This is a genomic window from Mucilaginibacter sp. CAU 1740 (genome assembly GCF_039839285.1).
GTDB lineage: Bacteria > Bacteroidota > Bacteroidia > Sphingobacteriales > Sphingobacteriaceae > Mucilaginibacter.
In genome coordinates, this window is record NZ_JBDOQS010000003.1 from 308,157 (window position 1) to 326,647 (window position 18,491).

General features: G+C 41.8%; 16 protein-coding genes. 7 read left to right on the forward strand and 9 right to left on the reverse strand.

All coding sequences use genetic code 11. From position 1 onward, the window contains the following. Positions 1-18 precede the first annotated feature (18 nt). Genes recN through AAFN85_RS08855 form a run of 3 tightly spaced genes read left to right on the forward strand, consistent with a single transcriptional unit; the run spans position 19 to position 3,358 of the window. Positions 19-1,713, forward strand: coding sequence for a DNA repair protein RecN (gene recN, locus AAFN85_RS08845; protein WP_347526788.1), 1,695 nt, complete (start codon positions 19-21; stop codon positions 1,711-1,713). Between the two features lie 49 nt (positions 1,714-1,762). Further along, positions 1,763-2,509, forward strand: coding sequence for an energy transducer TonB (locus AAFN85_RS08850; RefSeq protein ID WP_347526789.1), 747 nt, complete (start codon positions 1,763-1,765; stop codon positions 2,507-2,509). A gap of 36 nt (positions 2,510-2,545) precedes the next feature. Next, positions 2,546-3,358: an SDR family oxidoreductase gene (locus tag AAFN85_RS08855; RefSeq protein WP_347526790.1), complete on the forward strand. Its 813-nt coding sequence runs from the start codon at positions 2,546-2,548 to the stop codon at positions 3,356-3,358. 75 nt (positions 3,359-3,433) lie between these two features. Here the strand turns inward: AAFN85_RS08855 and AAFN85_RS08860 are convergent, their stop codons facing one another. Further along, entirely contained in the window at positions 3,434-3,832 is a 399-nt protein-coding gene (locus AAFN85_RS08860) for a hypothetical protein (RefSeq protein WP_347526791.1), read from the reverse strand. Between the two features lie 137 nt (positions 3,833-3,969). Here AAFN85_RS08860 and AAFN85_RS08865 point away from each other — a divergent pair, with 137 nt between their 5' ends. Next, entirely contained in the window at positions 3,970-5,070 is a 1,101-nt protein-coding gene (locus AAFN85_RS08865) for a carboxypeptidase-like regulatory domain-containing protein (protein ID WP_347526792.1), read from the forward strand. A 369-nt stretch (positions 5,071-5,439) separates the two neighbouring features. Here the strand turns inward: AAFN85_RS08865 and AAFN85_RS08870 are convergent, their stop codons facing one another. Further along, positions 5,440-7,974, reverse strand: coding sequence for an ATP-dependent Clp protease ATP-binding subunit (locus AAFN85_RS08870; RefSeq protein WP_347526793.1), 2,535 nt, complete (start codon positions 7,972-7,974; stop codon positions 5,440-5,442). A 523-nt stretch (positions 7,975-8,497) separates the two neighbouring features. Continuing rightward, on the reverse strand, positions 8,498-8,659 hold the full coding sequence (locus AAFN85_RS08875) for a hypothetical protein (RefSeq protein WP_347526794.1): 162 nt from the start codon (positions 8,657-8,659) through the stop codon (positions 8,498-8,500). Between the two features lie 48 nt (positions 8,660-8,707). On the opposite strand from AAFN85_RS08875, the gene AAFN85_RS08880 reads away from it, so the two are divergent. Next, positions 8,708-9,787: a histidine kinase gene (locus AAFN85_RS08880; RefSeq protein WP_347526796.1), complete on the forward strand. Its 1,080-nt coding sequence runs from the start codon at positions 8,708-8,710 to the stop codon at positions 9,785-9,787. Then, a complete protein-coding gene (locus AAFN85_RS08885) occupies positions 9,784-10,551 on the forward strand; it encodes a LytTR family DNA-binding domain-containing protein (RefSeq protein WP_347526797.1) in 768 nt (255 codons plus the stop codon). Before AAFN85_RS08880 ends, AAFN85_RS08885 begins: the two co-directional genes overlap by 4 nt. A 103-nt stretch (positions 10,552-10,654) precedes the next feature. Here the strand turns inward: AAFN85_RS08885 and AAFN85_RS08890 are convergent, their stop codons facing one another. Then, entirely contained in the window at positions 10,655-11,434 is a 780-nt protein-coding gene (locus AAFN85_RS08890; protein WP_347526798.1) for a hypothetical protein, read from the reverse strand. Positions 11,435-11,663: 229 nt separating this feature from the next. On the opposite strand from AAFN85_RS08890, the gene ettA reads away from it, so the two are divergent. Next, entirely contained in the window at positions 11,664-13,346 is a 1,683-nt protein-coding gene (gene ettA / locus AAFN85_RS08895) for an energy-dependent translational throttle protein EttA (protein ID WP_347526799.1), read from the forward strand. Between the two features lie 91 nt (positions 13,347-13,437). Here the strand turns inward: ettA and AAFN85_RS08900 are convergent, their stop codons facing one another. The 5 genes from AAFN85_RS08900 to AAFN85_RS08920 all read right to left on the reverse strand — a co-directional run bounded on the left by AAFN85_RS08900 (position 13,438) and on the right by AAFN85_RS08920 (position 18,430). Then, a complete protein-coding gene (locus AAFN85_RS08900) occupies positions 13,438-13,800 on the reverse strand; it encodes a hypothetical protein (protein ID WP_347526801.1) in 363 nt (120 codons plus the stop codon). Further along, the gene (locus AAFN85_RS08905) at positions 13,801-14,286 is read right to left on the reverse strand and encodes a type II toxin-antitoxin system antitoxin SocA domain-containing protein (protein ID WP_347526802.1); all 486 of its coding nucleotides are present in this window, start codon (positions 14,284-14,286) and stop codon (positions 13,801-13,803) included. It lies immediately after the preceding gene. Positions 14,287-14,394: 108 nt separating this feature from the next. After that, positions 14,395-15,204 (reverse strand): SDR family oxidoreductase, encoded by an 810-nt coding sequence (locus AAFN85_RS08910; RefSeq protein ID WP_347526803.1) that lies wholly within the window; start codon positions 15,202-15,204, stop codon positions 14,395-14,397. Positions 15,205-15,502: 298 nt separating this feature from the next. Continuing rightward, the gene (locus AAFN85_RS08915) at positions 15,503-16,825 is read right to left on the reverse strand and encodes an MFS transporter (RefSeq protein WP_347526804.1); all 1,323 of its coding nucleotides are present in this window, start codon (positions 16,823-16,825) and stop codon (positions 15,503-15,505) included. A 225-nt stretch (positions 16,826-17,050) separates the two neighbouring features. Continuing rightward, positions 17,051-18,430, reverse strand: a complete 1,380-nt coding sequence (locus AAFN85_RS08920) for a M20/M25/M40 family metallo-hydrolase (protein ID WP_347526805.1) — start codon at positions 18,428-18,430, stop codon at positions 17,051-17,053. Positions 18,431-18,491 lie beyond the last annotated feature (61 nt).

The window sequence follows — 18,491 nt, forward strand, 5'->3', positions numbered from 1 at the left end:
AAATGAGGACATTTTTTTATGCTTCAAAAGCTCACCATTAATAATTACGCGCTTATTGATAACCTGGAGATTGGTTTTGATAGCGGCCTGAACATATTAACCGGCGAAACCGGCGCGGGTAAATCGATCATACTGGGTGCACTCTCGCTCATTTTAGGGCAGCGGGCCGAAAGCAAGTATTTTTTTAACCAGCAAAAAAAATGCGTTATCGAAGGCGTTTTCAAGATCAGCGGCTTTCACCTGGCCGATTTTTTTGAGGAGAACGACCTGGATTACGAAACTGAAACGGTACTCCGCCGCGAAATTTCGGCCGATGGAAAATCGCGCGCTTTTGTGAACGACACCCCGGTTAACCTCACCGCTTTGAAGCAGCTGGGCGAAAAGCTCATTGACATCCACTCGCAGCATGCTACGTTAGAGATCAACGATCCGGAATTTCAATTATTGATAGTTGATTCGGTGGCACGCCATGCTGATCTTTTGTTTGATTATCAAACTAAATTCAAAGCCTACAAAAAATCATTAAGCAAGCTTAACCAGCTCATTGTCGAGAGCGACAAAGCCAAAGCCGATCTTGATTATTTTCAGTTTCAGTTTGATGAATTGGAAAAAGGCGTTTTAGTAGCCGATGAACAGGAAGCTTTAGAACTGGAGCTGAATACCCTGAACAATGCCGAAGAAATTAAACGCAACCTGTTAAACGCTAATTATCTTTTACAGGATGGCGAGGCGGCGGCGTTGATCCAGCTAAAAGAAGCCGGCCAGGCTTTAGGTTCAATAGAAAGATATAACCCGGCAGTGGCCGAGCTTCATCAGCGCATAAACAGCGTTATCATCGAACTAAAAGATGTTGCAGCCGAGATTGAAGGTATTGAAGAGCATACATTTATTGACGAGGCCCGTGCCGAAGAAGTGAATACCCGCCTCAGCATGATCTATAACCTGCAAAAAAAACACAGGGTAAATACCAATGCCGAGTTGTTGCAGATCCAGGAAGATCTGTCGGAAAAAATTCAGCAGGCTTTATTTAGTGATGAGGCTATTGAAAAACTGCAAAAACAAATAGCCGCCGATAAGGCGGAGTTGGAGAAACTCGCTGCGCAATTATCTGTCAATCGAAAAAAAGCAATTCCTGATATTGAGAAACAAGTGTTGGAGACGCTGGCGGAAATGGGAATGGGAAATTCGACCTTAAAGATTGAACAAAACCCGACGCCCCCCCCGCCCCTTAAAGGGGGTGCTACTGAGCAAACTTCTTTGCTTACGGCTACTGGTATTGACAATATTAAATTTTTATTTTCGGCCAATAAGGGGCATGCTTTGGCCGAGATGAGTAAGGTGGCTTCGGGTGGTGAGCTTTCGCGGTTGATGCTGAGCATTAAATCCATAGTGGCGCAGTACACAGCTTTGCCTACTATTATTTTTGATGAGATCGATACAGGCGTATCTGGCGAGGTGGCCAACAAGGTTGGTATCATCATGGAGCGCTTGGCTAAAAACCTGCAGGTAATTACCATCACCCACCTGCCGCAAATTGCCAGCAAAGGCCAAAGCCATTATTTTGTTTATAAAGATGACAGCGAGGCGGCTACTTTTACGCGTATTAAACAATTAAATAAAGACGAACGTGTGTTGGAGATAGCTAAAATGTTGAGTGGTGATAAGCCGGGCGAAAGTGCTTTACAGAACGCGAGGGAACTGCTAAGCATTTAGCTAATTAACATACAACCTAAATCTAAAAATGAGGTTATTTTTTTGCCTGATGTTTGTACTATCAACCTTGAACCTGTTTGCACAACAAACTAAAAAAGATTCAATTGTTAGGCGCGATACCATTAATATACGTGGTTATATTTATGATGAAACAGGACGGCCTGTAAAAGACATCAGGCTGTATTCATCGCAAAAATATATAGATTTCGAAGGCACTAATATCGTAACCCAAACTGACACATCCGGACATTTCATACTTGAAGGTGCGAAATTCAATGATACACTAAGTGTTGAAGAAAATATATTGTATGCTCCCAGGCCCGTTTATAATAAAGGTAGCCGTTTCTTAATTATTTATCTGCCGTTTGCCGCGCCGAAAGATATTAACGAAAAGGGACAAATGATTATAAGTGCAAAACGCACGCACGCTAAAATCGTCCCCTCCTTTACTCGTAAAATCAGTGATGATGCCTATGACCCATTTATCGGCATACACTCGGCTGCCTATTACAAAGGCGGTAACGAACGCTTTATCAAATTAGTAAATCAACAAGTACACTATCCCGCTAAAGCCGTTGAAAATAATATTGAAGGTATTGTACAAATTGCCTTTAAAGTAGAAAAAGATGGTAAACCTACAGGATTTAAAGTTTTGAAAGGCATAGGTTACGGTTGCGAGGAAGAGGTTATAAATACTATAAAAAATTTAGGAGGATGGGTGCCAGGTATTGAAAATGGGAGACCTCTGGTAACGACCCAAACTGTTTCGGTTGAATATAAACTAACTGATAAATAAAATTATAACTTTGCTGCAATTATAAAAACTTAACAAATGGCTTATAATTTATTAAAAGGTAAAAAAGGCATCATTTTCGGTGCACTAAATGAGCAATCAATAGCCTGGAAGGTAGCACAACGTGCCGTACAGGAAGGTGCTGAAATTGTATTATCAAACGCCCCTATCGCTTTACGCATGGGCGAACTCAATAAACTGGCCGAAGAATGTAACGCGCCGGTTATTGGTGCCGATGTTACCAATGGCGATGACATTAACAACCTGTTCACCAAAACGCTTGAGCATTTTGGCGGTAAAGTTGATTTCATCCTGCACTCGATAGGCATGAGCGTTAACGTACGCAAAAACATCCCTTACTTCGAAAACAACTACGATTTTACCCACAAAGGTTTCGATATATCTGCATTAAGCCTTCACCGTATTTTACAGGCGGCCATGAAACACGATGCCATTAACGAATGGGGGTCGGTAGTAGCTTTAAGCTATATCGCTGCTCAGCGTTACTTCCCTGGCTACAATGATATGGCCGATAACAAAGCCGTTTTAGAAAGCATTGCCCGTAACTTTGGTTACGAATATGGCATGGCTAAAAAAGTACGTGTTAATACTATCTCTCAATCACCAACCCGCACTACTGCAGGTTCGGGTGTGAAAGGCTTTGATGGCTTTATTGAGTTTGCTGAAAAAATGAGTCCGCTGGGTAATGCTGATGCTGATCAGTGTGCTGATTACTGCGTAAGCTTATTTAGCGACCTGACCAAAATGGTTACCATGCAAAACCTGTTTCATGATGGTGGCTTCTCATTTACCGGCGTTACACAGGCGGTTATTGATCAGATGGCTAAGTAATCATCTTAATATATCTTTAAACAAAAAAGGAGTTTTGCCTACGCAAAACTCCTTTTTTGTTTGGGTTAGATTGGATTATGGTACCAGTACGATTTTGATATTCAAAGGGGGCGGGATGTTAGCACCGGTAGGTAAACTTCCGTCAGCATTTTGAGCGTCAATATATAGTACACCTGTGTCATAAGCAAATCGGTAAGTAACTCCGCCATAAACATTTGGTAATTGCTCAAGCGTGCCATCGCTATTATCGAGATATACAAGTACCCCACCGTGTTTCTTATAGTACTCTGTTATTTCCGGAACGTTCAAGGTTGTGGTATAGCCATGAATACTTCCTTCACCATTAGCAAGCGTAAATGCCGGTGTAGTATCAAAAATAGTGGTAGCACTTGGAGCGATGTTATTTGTCTCCTTTTTACATGATGTTGCAGCAAGTACTATAGTGCAGCAAATTAAAGTCAAGATTTTTTTCATAAAGTATTGCGTTAGTTATTATAACTGTATGAACAAAGATTTGTTCAAAGGTTTAAACGAATTTTAATTTATTTTATTTCCCGAAGATATTTTACTTGCATTTTGATTAACTAATTATTTAGTTTAAATTTATCATTATGCGTAAATATCTTCTTTTATTGCTGCTGTTATTGCCCGGTATTGGCTTTGCCCAACTTAAAATAACCGGCAAGGTTATCAATATGACGGATACTAAACCCGTACCCAACGCCAGCGTATTTTTAAACAATGCCCAGGTAGGCAATAAAACTGCCGATGATGGTACATTTACCCTAAGTAATGTAAAGCCAGGTAAATACGATTTTATTATCTCGGTAGTAGGATACGAAACCTATACCTATAGTTTGCAGGTAAACGCCAGCAATGTTGATCTGGGTACTATCACCATCATTCCCAAAACATTCCAGCTAAACGAAGTTAAGATCAGGCCCGACCCTAACCGCGAGCGCTACTATACTATTTTCAGGAGGCAGTTTTTAGGAACTTCTGCCAATGCTAACGACTGCAAAATACTAAACTCGGATGTGCTGGATTTTGATTACGACGAAAACACCCATGTTTTAAAAGCAACCTCGCACGATTTTATGGAGATAGAAAACAAAGCGCTCGGCTACCGTATAAAATATAAACTAACCAACTTTAACTATACCAGCAGCATTCAACTGCTTTATTACGAAGGCATCTCCACCTTCGAAGAGATGAATGGCTCCTACAGGCAAAAACGCAAATGGAACAGGCTACGCCAATATGCCTACCTCGGTTCGCCTATGCATTTTTACCGCTCGGCCATTAAAGGTACCCTGGATAGTGAAAATTTTATAGTAAGGCGACTAATCCGCAAACCAAATCCAGCCTATCGTGGCGGACCAAACAATAAATACCTGCAAAGTTTAATAAACACACCGTTACAGCGACCGGAGTTTTTCATGTTTACCGACAAGGAAGGGTTGTACGCCATTGGTTGTACAGATTGCCTCTATGTGATGTACACCAAAAGAGGCCAGAATCCATCAAACGTAATTTTCAAGCCCATAGATATGCCAGATAACGCCACCACCATTATAGCGTTTGATGAACCGCACGCTTTTTTTGATAGCAATGGCATTGTAGCAAATCCACATTCGATAATATACGAGGGTGATTGGGGAGAAAGCCGGGTAGCTGATCTGCTGCCGGTGGATTATGAGCCTGTAAAATAGAAAGGTAGAAGTTAACCAAATAGTCTCCACACGTCATTCCGAGTAAGCAAAAGCCGCGGCATCTGAAGGAAGTATGACATTTTCCTATTTGTCATGCTGAGGTACGAAGCATCTTCTTCGCTCTGTATAGCGGCCATGCTTGTTGAAGAAGATCCTTCGCTATCGCTCAGGATGACAACTTTTTTTTTAACTTATCATGGATAGGTACGAAGCAATCCCCGACTGTACATGGCGGATTTGCATAGCCTCTCTGCCTCTTGGGGATTGCTTCGTACCTCGCAATGACGTGATGAAGAATATCCTTTAGGAAACAAAAACGCCCCATTCCAAAAATTGAAATGGGGCGTTTATACTATAAATCAATATTGATTATTTCTGCTCTTCCTGCTCAGGCTTTTTGTTTTCGCCTTTGCGGTCGGTGATCTTGATCTCTTGTGCTTCTTTATCGAAGTCAACAACCATCACATCACCATCTACCAGTTCACCTTTCAGGATCTCTTCGGCAATTGGGTCTTCCAGGTATTTCTGGATGGCTCGTTTTAACGGACGTGCGCCAAATTGCGAATCGTAACCTTTTTCGGCAATGAACTCTTTAGCTGGTTCGGTAAGCTCAATTTTGAAGCCTAAACCGTTTACACGGCTAAACAAAGCTGCCAGTTCAATATCAATGATCTTGAAGATCTCGTCTTTACCTAAAGAGTTAAACACGATCACATCATCAATACGGTTCAGGAATTCCGGAGCGAAAGCACGCTTCAAAGCGTTCTCGATAACGCCACGTGAATGGGTTTCGGCCTGTAATGTTTTAGCACTGGTGCTGAAACCTACACCCTGACCAAAGTCTTTCAACTGGCGGGCACCGATATTAGATGTCATGATAATGATGGTATTCCTGAAGTCAACTTTACGACCTAATGAATCAGTCAGCTGACCTTCATCCAACACCTGCAACAGGATATTGAACACATCAGGGTGAGCTTTCTCGATCTCATCCAATAACACTACCGCATATGGTTTACGACGAACTTTTTCAGTCAACTGACCGCCTTCTTCGTAACCCACGTAGCCCGGAGGCGCTCCTACTAAACGAGATACCGCGAATTTCTCCATGTACTCGCTCATATCAATCTGGATCAGGGCATCTTCAGTGTCGAACATAAAGCGGGCAAGCTCTTTAGCAAGCTCGGTTTTACCAACACCTGTAGGGCCTAAAAAGATAAATGAACCAATTGGTTTTTTAGGATCTTTCAAACCGGCACGGGTACGTTGAATAGCACGGGTTAGCTTTTTGATCGCATCATCCTGACCAATGATCTTGCTGGCAACAGTATCGCTCATGTGCAACAGTTTTTGGCTGTCGGCCTGGCCTACACGTTGTACAGGGATGCCGGTCATCATTGATACTACTTCGGCAACGTTATCTTCAGTTACAGTGTAACGTTTTGATTTTGTTTCGGCTTCCCAAACTGCTTTAGCCTGGTCAAGCTCAACCAAAAGGTTTTTCTCGGTATCGCGAAGCTGTGCTGCTTCTTCGTATTTCTGACTGCGGACAACCTTGTTTTTCTCGATCTTGATCTGCTCTATCTTCTGCTCAATATCCAAAATGTTTTGAGGCACGTGGATATTGGTTAAGTGAACACGTGAACCTGCTTCGTCTAACGCGTCGATAGCTTTGTCCGGTAAAAACCTGTCGGTAATATAACGGGTGGTTAAGTTAACGCAAGCGTTGATCGCTTCGGGAGTGTAAGTAACACCATGGTGCTCTTCATATTTCTCCTTAATGCGGTTCAAGATCTCAACGGTTTCAGACGGGGTAGCCGGCTCAACCATTACTTTTTGGAAACGACGATCTAAAGCGCCATCTTTCTCGATGTACTGACGGTACTCATCTAAAGTAGTAGCGCCAATGCATTGTATCTCTCCCCTCGCCAAAGCCGGTTTAAACATGTTCGAAGCATCAAGCGAACCTGAAGCACCACCAGCACCTACAATAGTATGGATCTCGTCGATAAATAAAATTACATCAGGTGATTTTTCCAATTCGTTCATTACCGCTTTCATACGCTCTTCAAACTGGCCACGGTATTTTGTACCTGCCACTAATGAGGCTAAATCAAGTGTAACTACACGCTTATTGAACAATACACGTGATACTTTGCGCTGAACAATGCGTAATGCAAGACCCTCGGCAATAGCCGATTTACCTACACCCGGCTCACCTATTAAAATAGGGTTGTTCTTTTTACGGCGCGATAAAATTTGTGATACCCTTTCGATCTCTTTTTCACGACCAACAATCGGGTCAAGCTTGCCATCTTCGGCGGCGCGGGTTAAATCGCGGCCAAAATTATCAAGCACCGGTGTTTTTGATTTAATGTCGGATACTTTTTTAGGCTGGCTGAATGATTCTTCTTCTTTAAAATCGTCATCGCCACCTGTAGGTGAGCCCGGCATTTCGTCAGTAACATCGTTTTTGTGCGATTCAACTTCGCCTTTAAATACCTCGTAGTTTACATTAAACTGTACCAGGATCTGTGAGGCAATGTTGTCTTCATCGCGAAGGATTGACAGTAGCAGGTGCTCTGTACCAATCACATCGCTTTTAAATATTTTGGCTTCCAGATAAGTTATCTTCAATACCTTCTCGGCCTGTTTTGTTAGCGGGATGCTGCCGATATGTACGTTTGTTCCAATAGTTCCCTTTACTGCATCCTCAACGGCGCGGCGAAGTTTTGCGGTATCAACGTTCAATCCCTTCAGCAATTTAATTGCTACACCATCCCCATCGCGGATAAGCCCAAGCAAAAGATGTTCAGTACCTATATAGTCATGCCCAAGACGTAATGCCTCTTCCCTGCTATATTGAATAACATCTTTTACCCTCGGCGAAAATTTAGCTTCCATATATACCTTTCTTATTATTGAACGCCTTTGTTATTATTTAGATTTAAAAACTCAACGTCTGTGTAACTGTCATCAACAATATTGCCAACATTTTGAGCTTTGCAGAAACAGACATTGTTATGATACGCAATGTATCAAAGTTTGGCATCAATCAATAGTTTTTGTCTGAAAAGCACGCTAACAACCTATTTTTTTACAATATACGAACGAAACTTACCTGTTTGATATAAAATTGCTAAAAAAGTTTAAACAATTTTCAGATATTTTATAACATTTCCACCGTTTAAGGCATTTCGTCATAAACATGACAATTAGGCACGGCACCTGTAATAATCGTCATATAACTTATATACGTTTAAATATGCCGGATAGTTGTGTGGTTTTGTTTATTGGCCGTTTAAAGTAAATTAACATTATAACTCAATTCCGGATAAAAAATTACTAACCTTTAAACATTATAATAGTTGCGTTTTTCTGTTACATAGATGATGATTTTCCGAACTAATTTTTACGAATGGTCGGATTACAAAAATTTTGAAACACTGAAAAATAAACCATTAGTATAATTCAAATTATTGTGTAGAGCAAAAAACATAATTTGTGTAAAAAACTTCTCTCCTTGTTCAAACCCCATCTGCAAGTTAGGCTTCAAGGCACCATCCGCTATACCGTCTATTTTATCCATATTTGGTTTTTATTTGCCGCCATCTAAAAAGTAAAGCACCGGGGAAACATGTATAAGTTTATGGGAACAGCCAAGGCTAAAAGAAGCTTGCTTATTGCATTCACTTTTGTGGGCACCTATATTACTTCGTTCATTATACTCCCACTTTCATACTGGAAAGCCTATATACATGCCCCAGCTTTCAGAATAGCTATTGATCTTTTAGTTAATCTTATTTTTTGTTGGATGATTTTGGAGGTTAGCCTGTTTATTGATCGTGCCTTAAACAAAAAAGTATCGTGGGTTTCTCATCCTATAAAGCGGCTACTTACCCAAACTACATTACAGGTATTAGCTGTTTTGTGCATGGTAATTTGCCTTGCAGTTATCTATTCAGTAACCCAAGCTAATATTACACCAGCTCCAAAAGTGGATTTACGCACAGGCTTATATTCTATTATCTCGATTATTTTATGGGCATTAATTGTAAGCGCGTTAAATACCGGCGACTTTTTACTGACAAATTGGAAAGCCTCGGCTACCAAAGCAGCCCAACTTGAAATAAAGGCAGCCCAAAGCAAACAGCTGGCAGCCGAAACAGAGCTACAGGCCCTAAAGCTGCAGCTGGACCCGCATTTTGTTTTTAATAACTTAAGCGTGCTATCCGAGTTAATATTAAAAGATCAGCAATTAGCATATAATTATACCGAAAATTTGGCGCGGGTGTACCGGTACCTGCTAATCAATTCGAAAAAGGAATTGATACCCTTGCACGAAGAGTTGAAATTTTTGGATGCTTACCTTTTTTTGATCAGCAATCGCATGGGTGGCGGCGGTATTTTCCGCATCAACATTGATAAATCAAAGCAGCACCTGCGCCTGCCTCCTGTTACATTGCAATTGCTTATTGAAAACGCCATAAAATACAACCGCACCGAAAAAGAGAACCCTTTGATCATCGATATCTATTTAAACGACGATGACACCCTGGTAGCGTCAAATACGTTATTGCCTCTGGTGGTTCAACCGGTTTCAACCGGCATAGGTTTAGAAAACATTATAGCGCGTTATGCTTTATTGGGCGATGCGAAACCAATTATCGAAAAAACTGATACAACTTTTACCATCAAAGTCCCCTTGATCAAATGAATGGCATCAATAAGATATTAATACTGGAAGATGAACAGCTTAACGCCGAAAAACTACAAAGGCTAATGCTGGAGATAAGGCCGACAATAAAAATACTTGATGTGTTAACCGGCGTTAAAAAAACCATAGACTGGCTTGCCAACAACGAATCACCGGATTTGATAATGATGGATATCAGGCTGGCCGACGGGTTAAGCTTTGAAATTTTTAACCAGGCCGACATACAGTGCCCCGTAATTTTCACAACGGCTTATGATGAATACGCGGTACAGGCTTTTAAATACAACAGCATCGATTACCTGCTTAAACCCGTTGAAAAACACGAATTGGAGTCGGCTCTCTCCAAATTTGAAAACTCCGTAAACAAATCATATCAACAAGCCCATTTAATTGAAGAGCTGGTAAGGCAAATACAGCCAAAAACTTATCGCACGCGTTTTTTTTTACCCTATCGCGATGGATACAGAAAAATAAACGTTGAAGACATTGCCTTTTTCAATTCGCATTTAAACATAACCTATGCTAACCTGTTTAACGGCGAACAAATCATAGTGCCACAAACGTTGGAAACATTGGAACAGGAACTGGAACCCCGAAATTTTTTCAGGGTAAACCGTCAGTATATATTACATGCCAATTCGATTGAGAAGGTTCACAACTTTTTTAATGGCAAATTAAAACTCAACGTAAAAAACACTACCGACACAGATATTATAGTAAGCAGAACAAAAGCCCCACTGTTTAAGAACTGGTTAGATTACTAAAAGAGTTAATATGGGCTAAATAAAAAGGGTTCCTGAACAAATTCAGGAACCCCAAATACTGGAAATATCAATTTTAAACCGGCCAATAAACCAAAACCATCTGCTATTTTTTGGAATAACCCGAATATTCTGTAGTGGTTTGTACATTAACCGCCTGCCCCAGAAACCTGGCCTGGATAACAAGGTTTTGGTTGGAGGCGAAGTAACGCTTAGCCTGTTCATTCCGGTTATACTTAGTTACAACCTCAAACTTATCGGCATTCAGCATTTTAATTTTTACCGGCTTTTCGTTAAGTACCTGAACCTGCTCAAGGCTTTTATTTTTCAGGTTGATGGTCATGTATGATCGGCAATCTTTCATAAAGGGGGCATCCTTCGGGATTGAGGCCGCGTTTGGTTTATAGCTTACTACCAGGTAATCTGCCGATTCTTTTTCGATCCTGTAGCTGGCGTCATCGGCCTGTGATGATTCGGCGGGTTTAGCCTGGCTTTTTCGGAACGAGTTAATATCTGATTTAGAGGGAGATTTTCCATTTACGGAAATAACCGTCCATTGCTCGTCTTTAGCACCCGACGGATCAAATTTGGCGTCGATAACTGTTTCTTTGCCTCCGGCTATCGTTGCCTGGCGTAGGTTATACGCAAAGTCGTCGGGTTGTTGAATGCAATTAGGATCGAGAATATTAACATCAATACCGTGCCTGGAAAACGCCTCTAATACCGTTGCTTTTTGTGCCGAAACGTGAAGCGTAGATACTAACCAAAACAAAACCGCCAGCAGCGTTTTAAATCCTCTTCTGTTTATTCTGAAACCTCTTTCCTTGTGATCAGCAACTGCTTTAAACCCTAAATCAACCAATGTTGTCGCGCTTGTGTTTTTCATTTTTGTATGTTATTTATAAACTTTAATGGCGCAAAACTATTTGGCGGGATAGCCTCTATTTGGGTTTTTCTGGGTAAAGTGGCAAAACTGCCATTTGAAGTGTTAATTAAGTGGACTGAATTGTTTTTGAATTTAATAAGGTGGACGGTTTAAATATTATATGCGCGAGCTTTTCGGGTTATCCACCAATTTTAACCATATTTGAATTTCTATTTATTGATCAATTATAATGGCAGACGAAAAGATAATTTTTTCAATGGCCGGGGTTAGTAAGATTTATCCCCCGCAAAAAACAGTATTAAAAAACATCTACCTCTCGTTTTTTTACGGCGCTAAAATTGGTGTTATCGGCTTAAACGGTTCCGGTAAATCATCGCTGTTAAAGATCATTGCAGGTATCGATAAAACCAATATAGGCGAGGTTGTCTTTTCGCCGGGCTATACCGTAGGTTACCTGAGCCAGGAGCCGGAATTGGATCCAGAGAAAACAGTTCGCGAAATAGTTGAAGAAGGCGTTGCCGAAACAACCGCCTTATTAAAAGAGTACGAAGAGATCAACGAGAAATTCGGTCTTCCTGAATATTACGAGGATGCCGACGCCATGGACAAACTGATGAACCGCCAGGGCGAACTACAGGATAAAATTGACGCCGTAAATGCATGGGAGCTGGATAGCAAACTGGAACGCGCCATGGATGCCCTGCGCTGCCCCGAACCGGATACAAAAATATCGGTACTATCGGGTGGTGAGCGCCGCAGGGTAGCTTTGTGCCGTTTGTTGTTAAAAGAACCGGATGTATTGTTACTGGATGAGCCAACCAACCACTTGGATGCTGAATCTATCGATTGGCTGGAGCAACATTTACAACAATATAAAGGTACCGTAATAGCAGTAACGCACGACAGGTATTTCCTTGACAATGTTGCAGGCTGGATCCTGGAACTTGACCGTGGAGAAGGCATCCCATGGAAAGGCAACTATTCATCATGGTTAGATCAGAAAGCCAAACGCTTAGCCCAAGAAGAAAAGAGCGAAAGCAAACGCCAGAAAACCCTGGAGCGTGAGTTGGAATGGGTACGCATGGGTCCGAAAGGCCGCCACGCTAAATCAAAAGCCCGCTTAGGCAACTATGAAAAATTGGCATCCGAAGAAACCAAAGAACGCGAAGAAAAGCTGGAATTGTTTATCCCGCCGGGCCCGCGTTTGGGTAATGTGGTGATCGAAGCCAACAACGTAAGTAAATCATACGGTGATAAATTGCTGTTTGATAACCTGAGTTTCTCATTACCTCCGGCAGGTATAGTAGGTATTATCGGCCCTAACGGCGCGGGTAAAACCACCCTATTCCGTTTAATTACCGGTCAGGATCAACCCGATGCCGGAACTTTCCGCGTTGGTGAAACTGTAGCCTTGGGTTATGTAGATCAAATGCACGATGACCTCGATCCTAACAAATCTGTTTGGGAAAACGTGACCGGCGGTTTAGAAACCATTATGGTAGGTAACCGTCCGCTTAACTCGCGTGCTTACGTATCGCGTTTTAACTTTAACGGTGCCGATCAGCAGAAAAAAGTGGGTGTACTATCGGGCGGTGAGCGTAACCGTGTACACCTATCCATCACCCTTAAAAAAGGATCGAACGTATTGCTCCTGGATGAGCCAACCAACGATATCGACGTAAACACTTTACGTGCCCTGGAAGAAGCCTTAGAAAACTTTGGCGGCTGCGCCGTAGTGATCAGCCACGACCGCTGGTTCCTCGACCGCATCTGCACCCACATCCTGGCCTTTGAAGGCAATTCGCAGGTTTACTTTTTTGAAGGAAACTATTCGGATTACGAAGAGAACAGGAAAAAACGTTTAGGTGATATTGGGCCGAAGAGGATCAAGTATAAAAAGTTGACGGCGTAAAAAACGTTAAGGTCTCTTTGAGATCAACAAAAAATGCCACTTATTAAGTGGCATTTTTTGTTGATGTTATATTTCTAATTTAACAGACAACTTACTTCGATTTATCGACTTTTTTATCCGATTTATTCTTAAATAAATAATTAGCAACGATTGCAAAAAGTCCAATTACATTGGCCGTAGTGGTACTTAATAAAGTAATAATTACTTTTTCCGAATAATGAAGATTACCGTTTCCACTGGCTATAAAAACGAGAGCAACAAAAACCAACCAAACAGAAACGATTGTGGTAATAGTATAAGCATAAGTCTTTCTCTCAATCCTATCTTGTTCATCACTGTCGTTTTTAATCTTTGCGGCTCTTACTCTTTCATGCAATTCTTCCTCCTTAGCTCTATTCTTTACATCCTGGGAAGACTTATCAGCATCATTAGAAATAGTATCTTGAATGCTCATTTATTCTTTAATGAAATTTAAGAAATATTCCTTTATTTCTTCTTCAGATATATATACCTGCCGGGGATCAGCATTATAGGCTTTATCCCATGGAGAATTTTTATTATGAGACCAAGCCGACAAAGTAAATGCGTCCAAGTTTTTTGAATTGTCCCAAGCTTCTTTAACGACTTCTAAATCGTTGTCCTCAACTTTGAAAGAAGATGCCAGAGCAAAATTGAATCCTGTTGTATGGACTAATTCATCTATTGGTTCATTAATACACTCTCCTTTAAAGTCTCGATATATAGCATATACATTTCTTACAACAGGGCCGTAATCCCACGCTTCAAATCTCTCGTTAATAAGCTTATTATTATTGCGTTTATAAGCAATACCATTAGCTAAATAAAGAATTTTTTGAAGCTTCATTGGCGTTACTGGAATTTCTTCAGCTTGGGCCAACTTTATTATCTCATTTGCTATTACGATAGCAGGATACGCCATATCATGAAGTGTTTAAAGCCGATTAACGTAAATATACTATTTTTTATTTTGATAATAGCAATGAATAACTAAAAATATTAGCATTTATTCTCTATCATAAGCAAAATCTTATTTTATCCCGTAATGATCATTCATCAACTTCTCAAACAAGCCACCCGGCAAAATAGCTTTCAGCGTAGGCACAATAGTCTGCCCAACCTGCCCAACCAAATAACGGTGTTTAGGGCTTGACGAACCTACTATCGAAACCAGCTTTTTAGCTAACGATTCCGGGCTTGGGGCGATGCTTTCGTCTTTTTCCATAGCGGCAACGGCGGCGTTGTATTCGGTTTCCAGTTTATCGTTTTTGATCGGGAATTTAACTTTAGCGCGGTTTTGGCTAAAGTCTGATTTAAAGTCGCCTGGGTTAAGCAGGGTTACTTTTACGCCGGTGTTGCGTAGTTCCATCCTTAAACTTTGCGAGTAGCCCTCAATAGCATATTTGGAGGCGCTGTACATGCCCTGGTATGGCAAACCGAATAAACCAGCCAACGAGCTAATGTTTACGATAAGGCCCTGACCTTTTTCGATCATGCCGGGCAATACTGCCGAGCTAACACGGATCACACCGAAAAAGTTAACTTCAAACTGTTGCTTGGCACTCTCAACAGGCATGGCATAAGCCGGACCAGTTACACCGTTACCGGCATTGTTTACCAGCACATCAATTTTACCTTCGGCTTTAACAATGGTATCGATGGCCGCTTTTACCGATGCATCATCAGTAACATCAAGCTGAACAGGTTTAAATGCAACTGATGTCATGCGGCTCAGATCGCGCGATGAGCCATAAACCGTGTGTCCGGCGGCGTTCAGGGCGTTGGCGCAGGCTAAGCCGATACCAGAAGATGCTCCTGTTACTAATATTACCTTTTTCATTGTTTGTAAGGGTGAGTTTTGTTTAAAGTATTTTATTGGTTTGATTGTGCCGTTTTTAGGCAACGTAAAGATGTGAATTTATAACGCAGCAAAACAAGGGGATAGATTAAAAATAATGTTGGCTACATGAAAACTTCATGATGATTAACAGGCTGGTTAAGACTTACGAAGTTTTAAAAACTTCGTAAGTCTGGACTCTACAACTTGTCATGCTGAGGCACGAAGCATCTTCTTCGCCCTGTTTAGCGGCATTGCTTATTGAAGAAGATCCTTCGTTCCTCAGGATGACAAAACATATCTACGCCTCTTTTATCCCCTCTTCACCCGGCGCATGAATTTGCTGCAAAGACAACGGGATCAGTTTTTTAGTTTTAAGATAAGTAATGCCAACAATCAACATCGTCATACTTCCACCAAAAATAACCGATGGCACAGTGCCCAGCAATTGTGCGGCAGTACCCGATTCAAAAGCACCGATCTCGTTAGATGAACCGATAAACATCTGGTTAACTGCCGATACACGGCCTCGCATATGATCTGGTGTTAACAACTGCATCAGGGTACCACGGATGATCACACTGATGCTATCAAAAGCGCCTTCGGTAAAAATAAACACCAGCGACAGGTAGAAGTTGGTTGATAAACCGAAGCAAAGTATCGACAAGCCAAAGCCTGTTACCGCGATAAGCAGATTACGCCATGGCTTACCCATTGGTGAAAAACGTGTCATGACAAGCATGGTTAACACAGCGCCTAATGACGACATGGCCCTCATAATACCCAAACCTTCGGCTCCTACTTTTAAAATCTCGTTGGCAAAAACTGGAAGCAAAGCAACCGCACCGCCAAAAAACACCGAGAACAGATCAAGGCTCATCGCCCCTATCATCATCTTGTTACCAAACACAAAGCTGATCCCTTCCGAAAGACTTTTCCAGATACTTTCTTTAGGAATATATTGCGCGGGATATTTACGGAGCATGAAAACTAACACCAACGATACTACCAGCAAAAACAGGATACAGCCAAACACGGCTGTTATACCCGTTAAACCGGGGATAACCTTATCGGCATAGCCGTAAAGCAAACCTCCCGCCGCCGGGCCTAAGATAGAGGCTACCTGCCAGCTGCTGCTGCTCCAGGTGCTCCCGTTAGGATACAATTCTTTAGGAATACTATTGGCATAAATGGTAAAAGTGGCAGGTCCGTAAAAAGCACGCGCTATACCATTGCAAAATATCATGGTGTACATAATAGGCACTATCCAGCCGGCATGTATAATGCCGCTCATACTTTTAAGCGTAACAGTAAACATCACTAATGATGTAAGTAACACGCCACTAAAAATAAGCAAAAGCATCTTCCGCTTTTCAGATTTATCGGCAATATAACCGCCATACAAAGCAATAGTGATAGCCGGAATAGCCTCGCACAAACCAATATAACCGAGCGCTATTTTACTGTGGGTAATGCTGTAAATGTAAAAGCCGAGCACTACGGCCTGCATGGAATATGCAAAGGTGAAACAAAAACGCATGCCTACGTACGATCTGAAATCTTTATAGCGCAATGCTGCAAACGAGTCTACTTTTTGAGGGGTACTATCGCCTTCTTCGGTCACTGTGGGTAATTTTTGAGATGTGCCGCAAAGGTAGGTATTTTTTTGAACCTTGATTGGTGGGATTAAAGGATGACCTTGAGATGAAGACTGATTTCCTTATAACGTCATTGCGAGACACAGCCTGTCCCGAATTTGTTTCGGGAAAGCAATCGCGAACTATGCAGAGCGGACCTGCTAATTGGGGATTGCTTCGTACCTCGCAATGACGATTTGTAGATAGACGGATTACAACCCGTGCTGATCGATCAGATAAATAAACGCCGCCATACCTGCCGCGCCTAATTCAAGCTCGCGTTTGTTTACGTTTTCAAAAACATCTTTAGCGGTATGGTGCAAATCGAAATAACGTTGCGAATCGGGGCGGAACCCTATTAAAACAACACCAGGTAAAGTTTCCTTCATCGGTTCAATATCAGTGCCAGCACCGCCTTTGGTTAGCTTATCAACTTCATAAGGCTCTAAAATGGCTTTATATTTTTCGTTGATGCTTTTGATGAACTCGTTTGATACATCGGCAAAGCTGAAACCTCGTGGAGTAAAACCACCTTCGTCTGTTTCAATGGCGGCAATGTGTTGCTCTTTATTTTGAGCAGCCAGTTCGGCATATTTTAAACCGCCTTTATGGCCGTTTTCCTCGTTCATAAAAAACACTGCGCGTACCGAGTTTTTAGGCTTATAACCTACCGCTTTAAAAATCCGCAACACCTCGGCCGATTGCATTACGCCCGTACCATCATCATGCGCGCCTTCAGCCAAATCCCACGAATCGAGGTGCCCACCAACGGTGATGAACTTGTTAGGGTTTTCAGTACCAGTCAACTCGCCAATAACATTATATGATTTTGCATCGGGCAGTAACTGGCAGTTTTGCTTAAAGTAAAACTTAGCAGCCGGGAATTTGCGCATTTTTAACATGGCGCTTAATTTATTGGCAGCTTTGGTTGAGATAGCTGCCGCCGGGATCATTTTGCTGCCAGGAGCAGCCAGAGTAGCGCCGGTATGCGGATAATCATCAATAATTTCGGTAAGTGAACGTACTATCACTCCTGCTGCACCTAATTTGGCAGCAACGGCAGGCCCCATAAAACGTTGATCGCCGGCTGTACCATAAGCCATACCGGTTTCAATAAAACGCGGATCGAAAGCTCGGTTAAAAAAAACTATTTTACCTTTTACAACACTTTCGCCAAGGCCTTCCAGTTCTTTAATACTTTTAACTTCGATAACATTGGCAGTGATGCCGGCCTTGGGTGTGGCGATGCTCATACCCAAGGCAACAATTGGCACCGGGATACGGGTTTTACCATCAATAATGGCGGCCTCTTCCTTTGCACCGCGTACCCAATGTGGCACCATTACTTCCTGCAGGTAAACCTTATCAAAGCCATAGCCCTCCATTAGCTTTTTGCTCCAATCAACAGATTTTTGCGCACCTTCCGATCCGCTTATCCGCTGACCAATATTTTTACACAGGTAACGCAGGTTTTCATAACACTGGCCGTTAACCAGGGCTTCATCGTATATTTTTCGGATCGCTAATGAATCCTGTGCTTTAACTTGCGTGCACAGTAACGCCGCAGAAAATAAGAGGGTAAATTTTTTCATGTGGATAACAAGATCAGTTTACCAAATATAGTATTTGAGAGGGAAAATACATTATAAATAA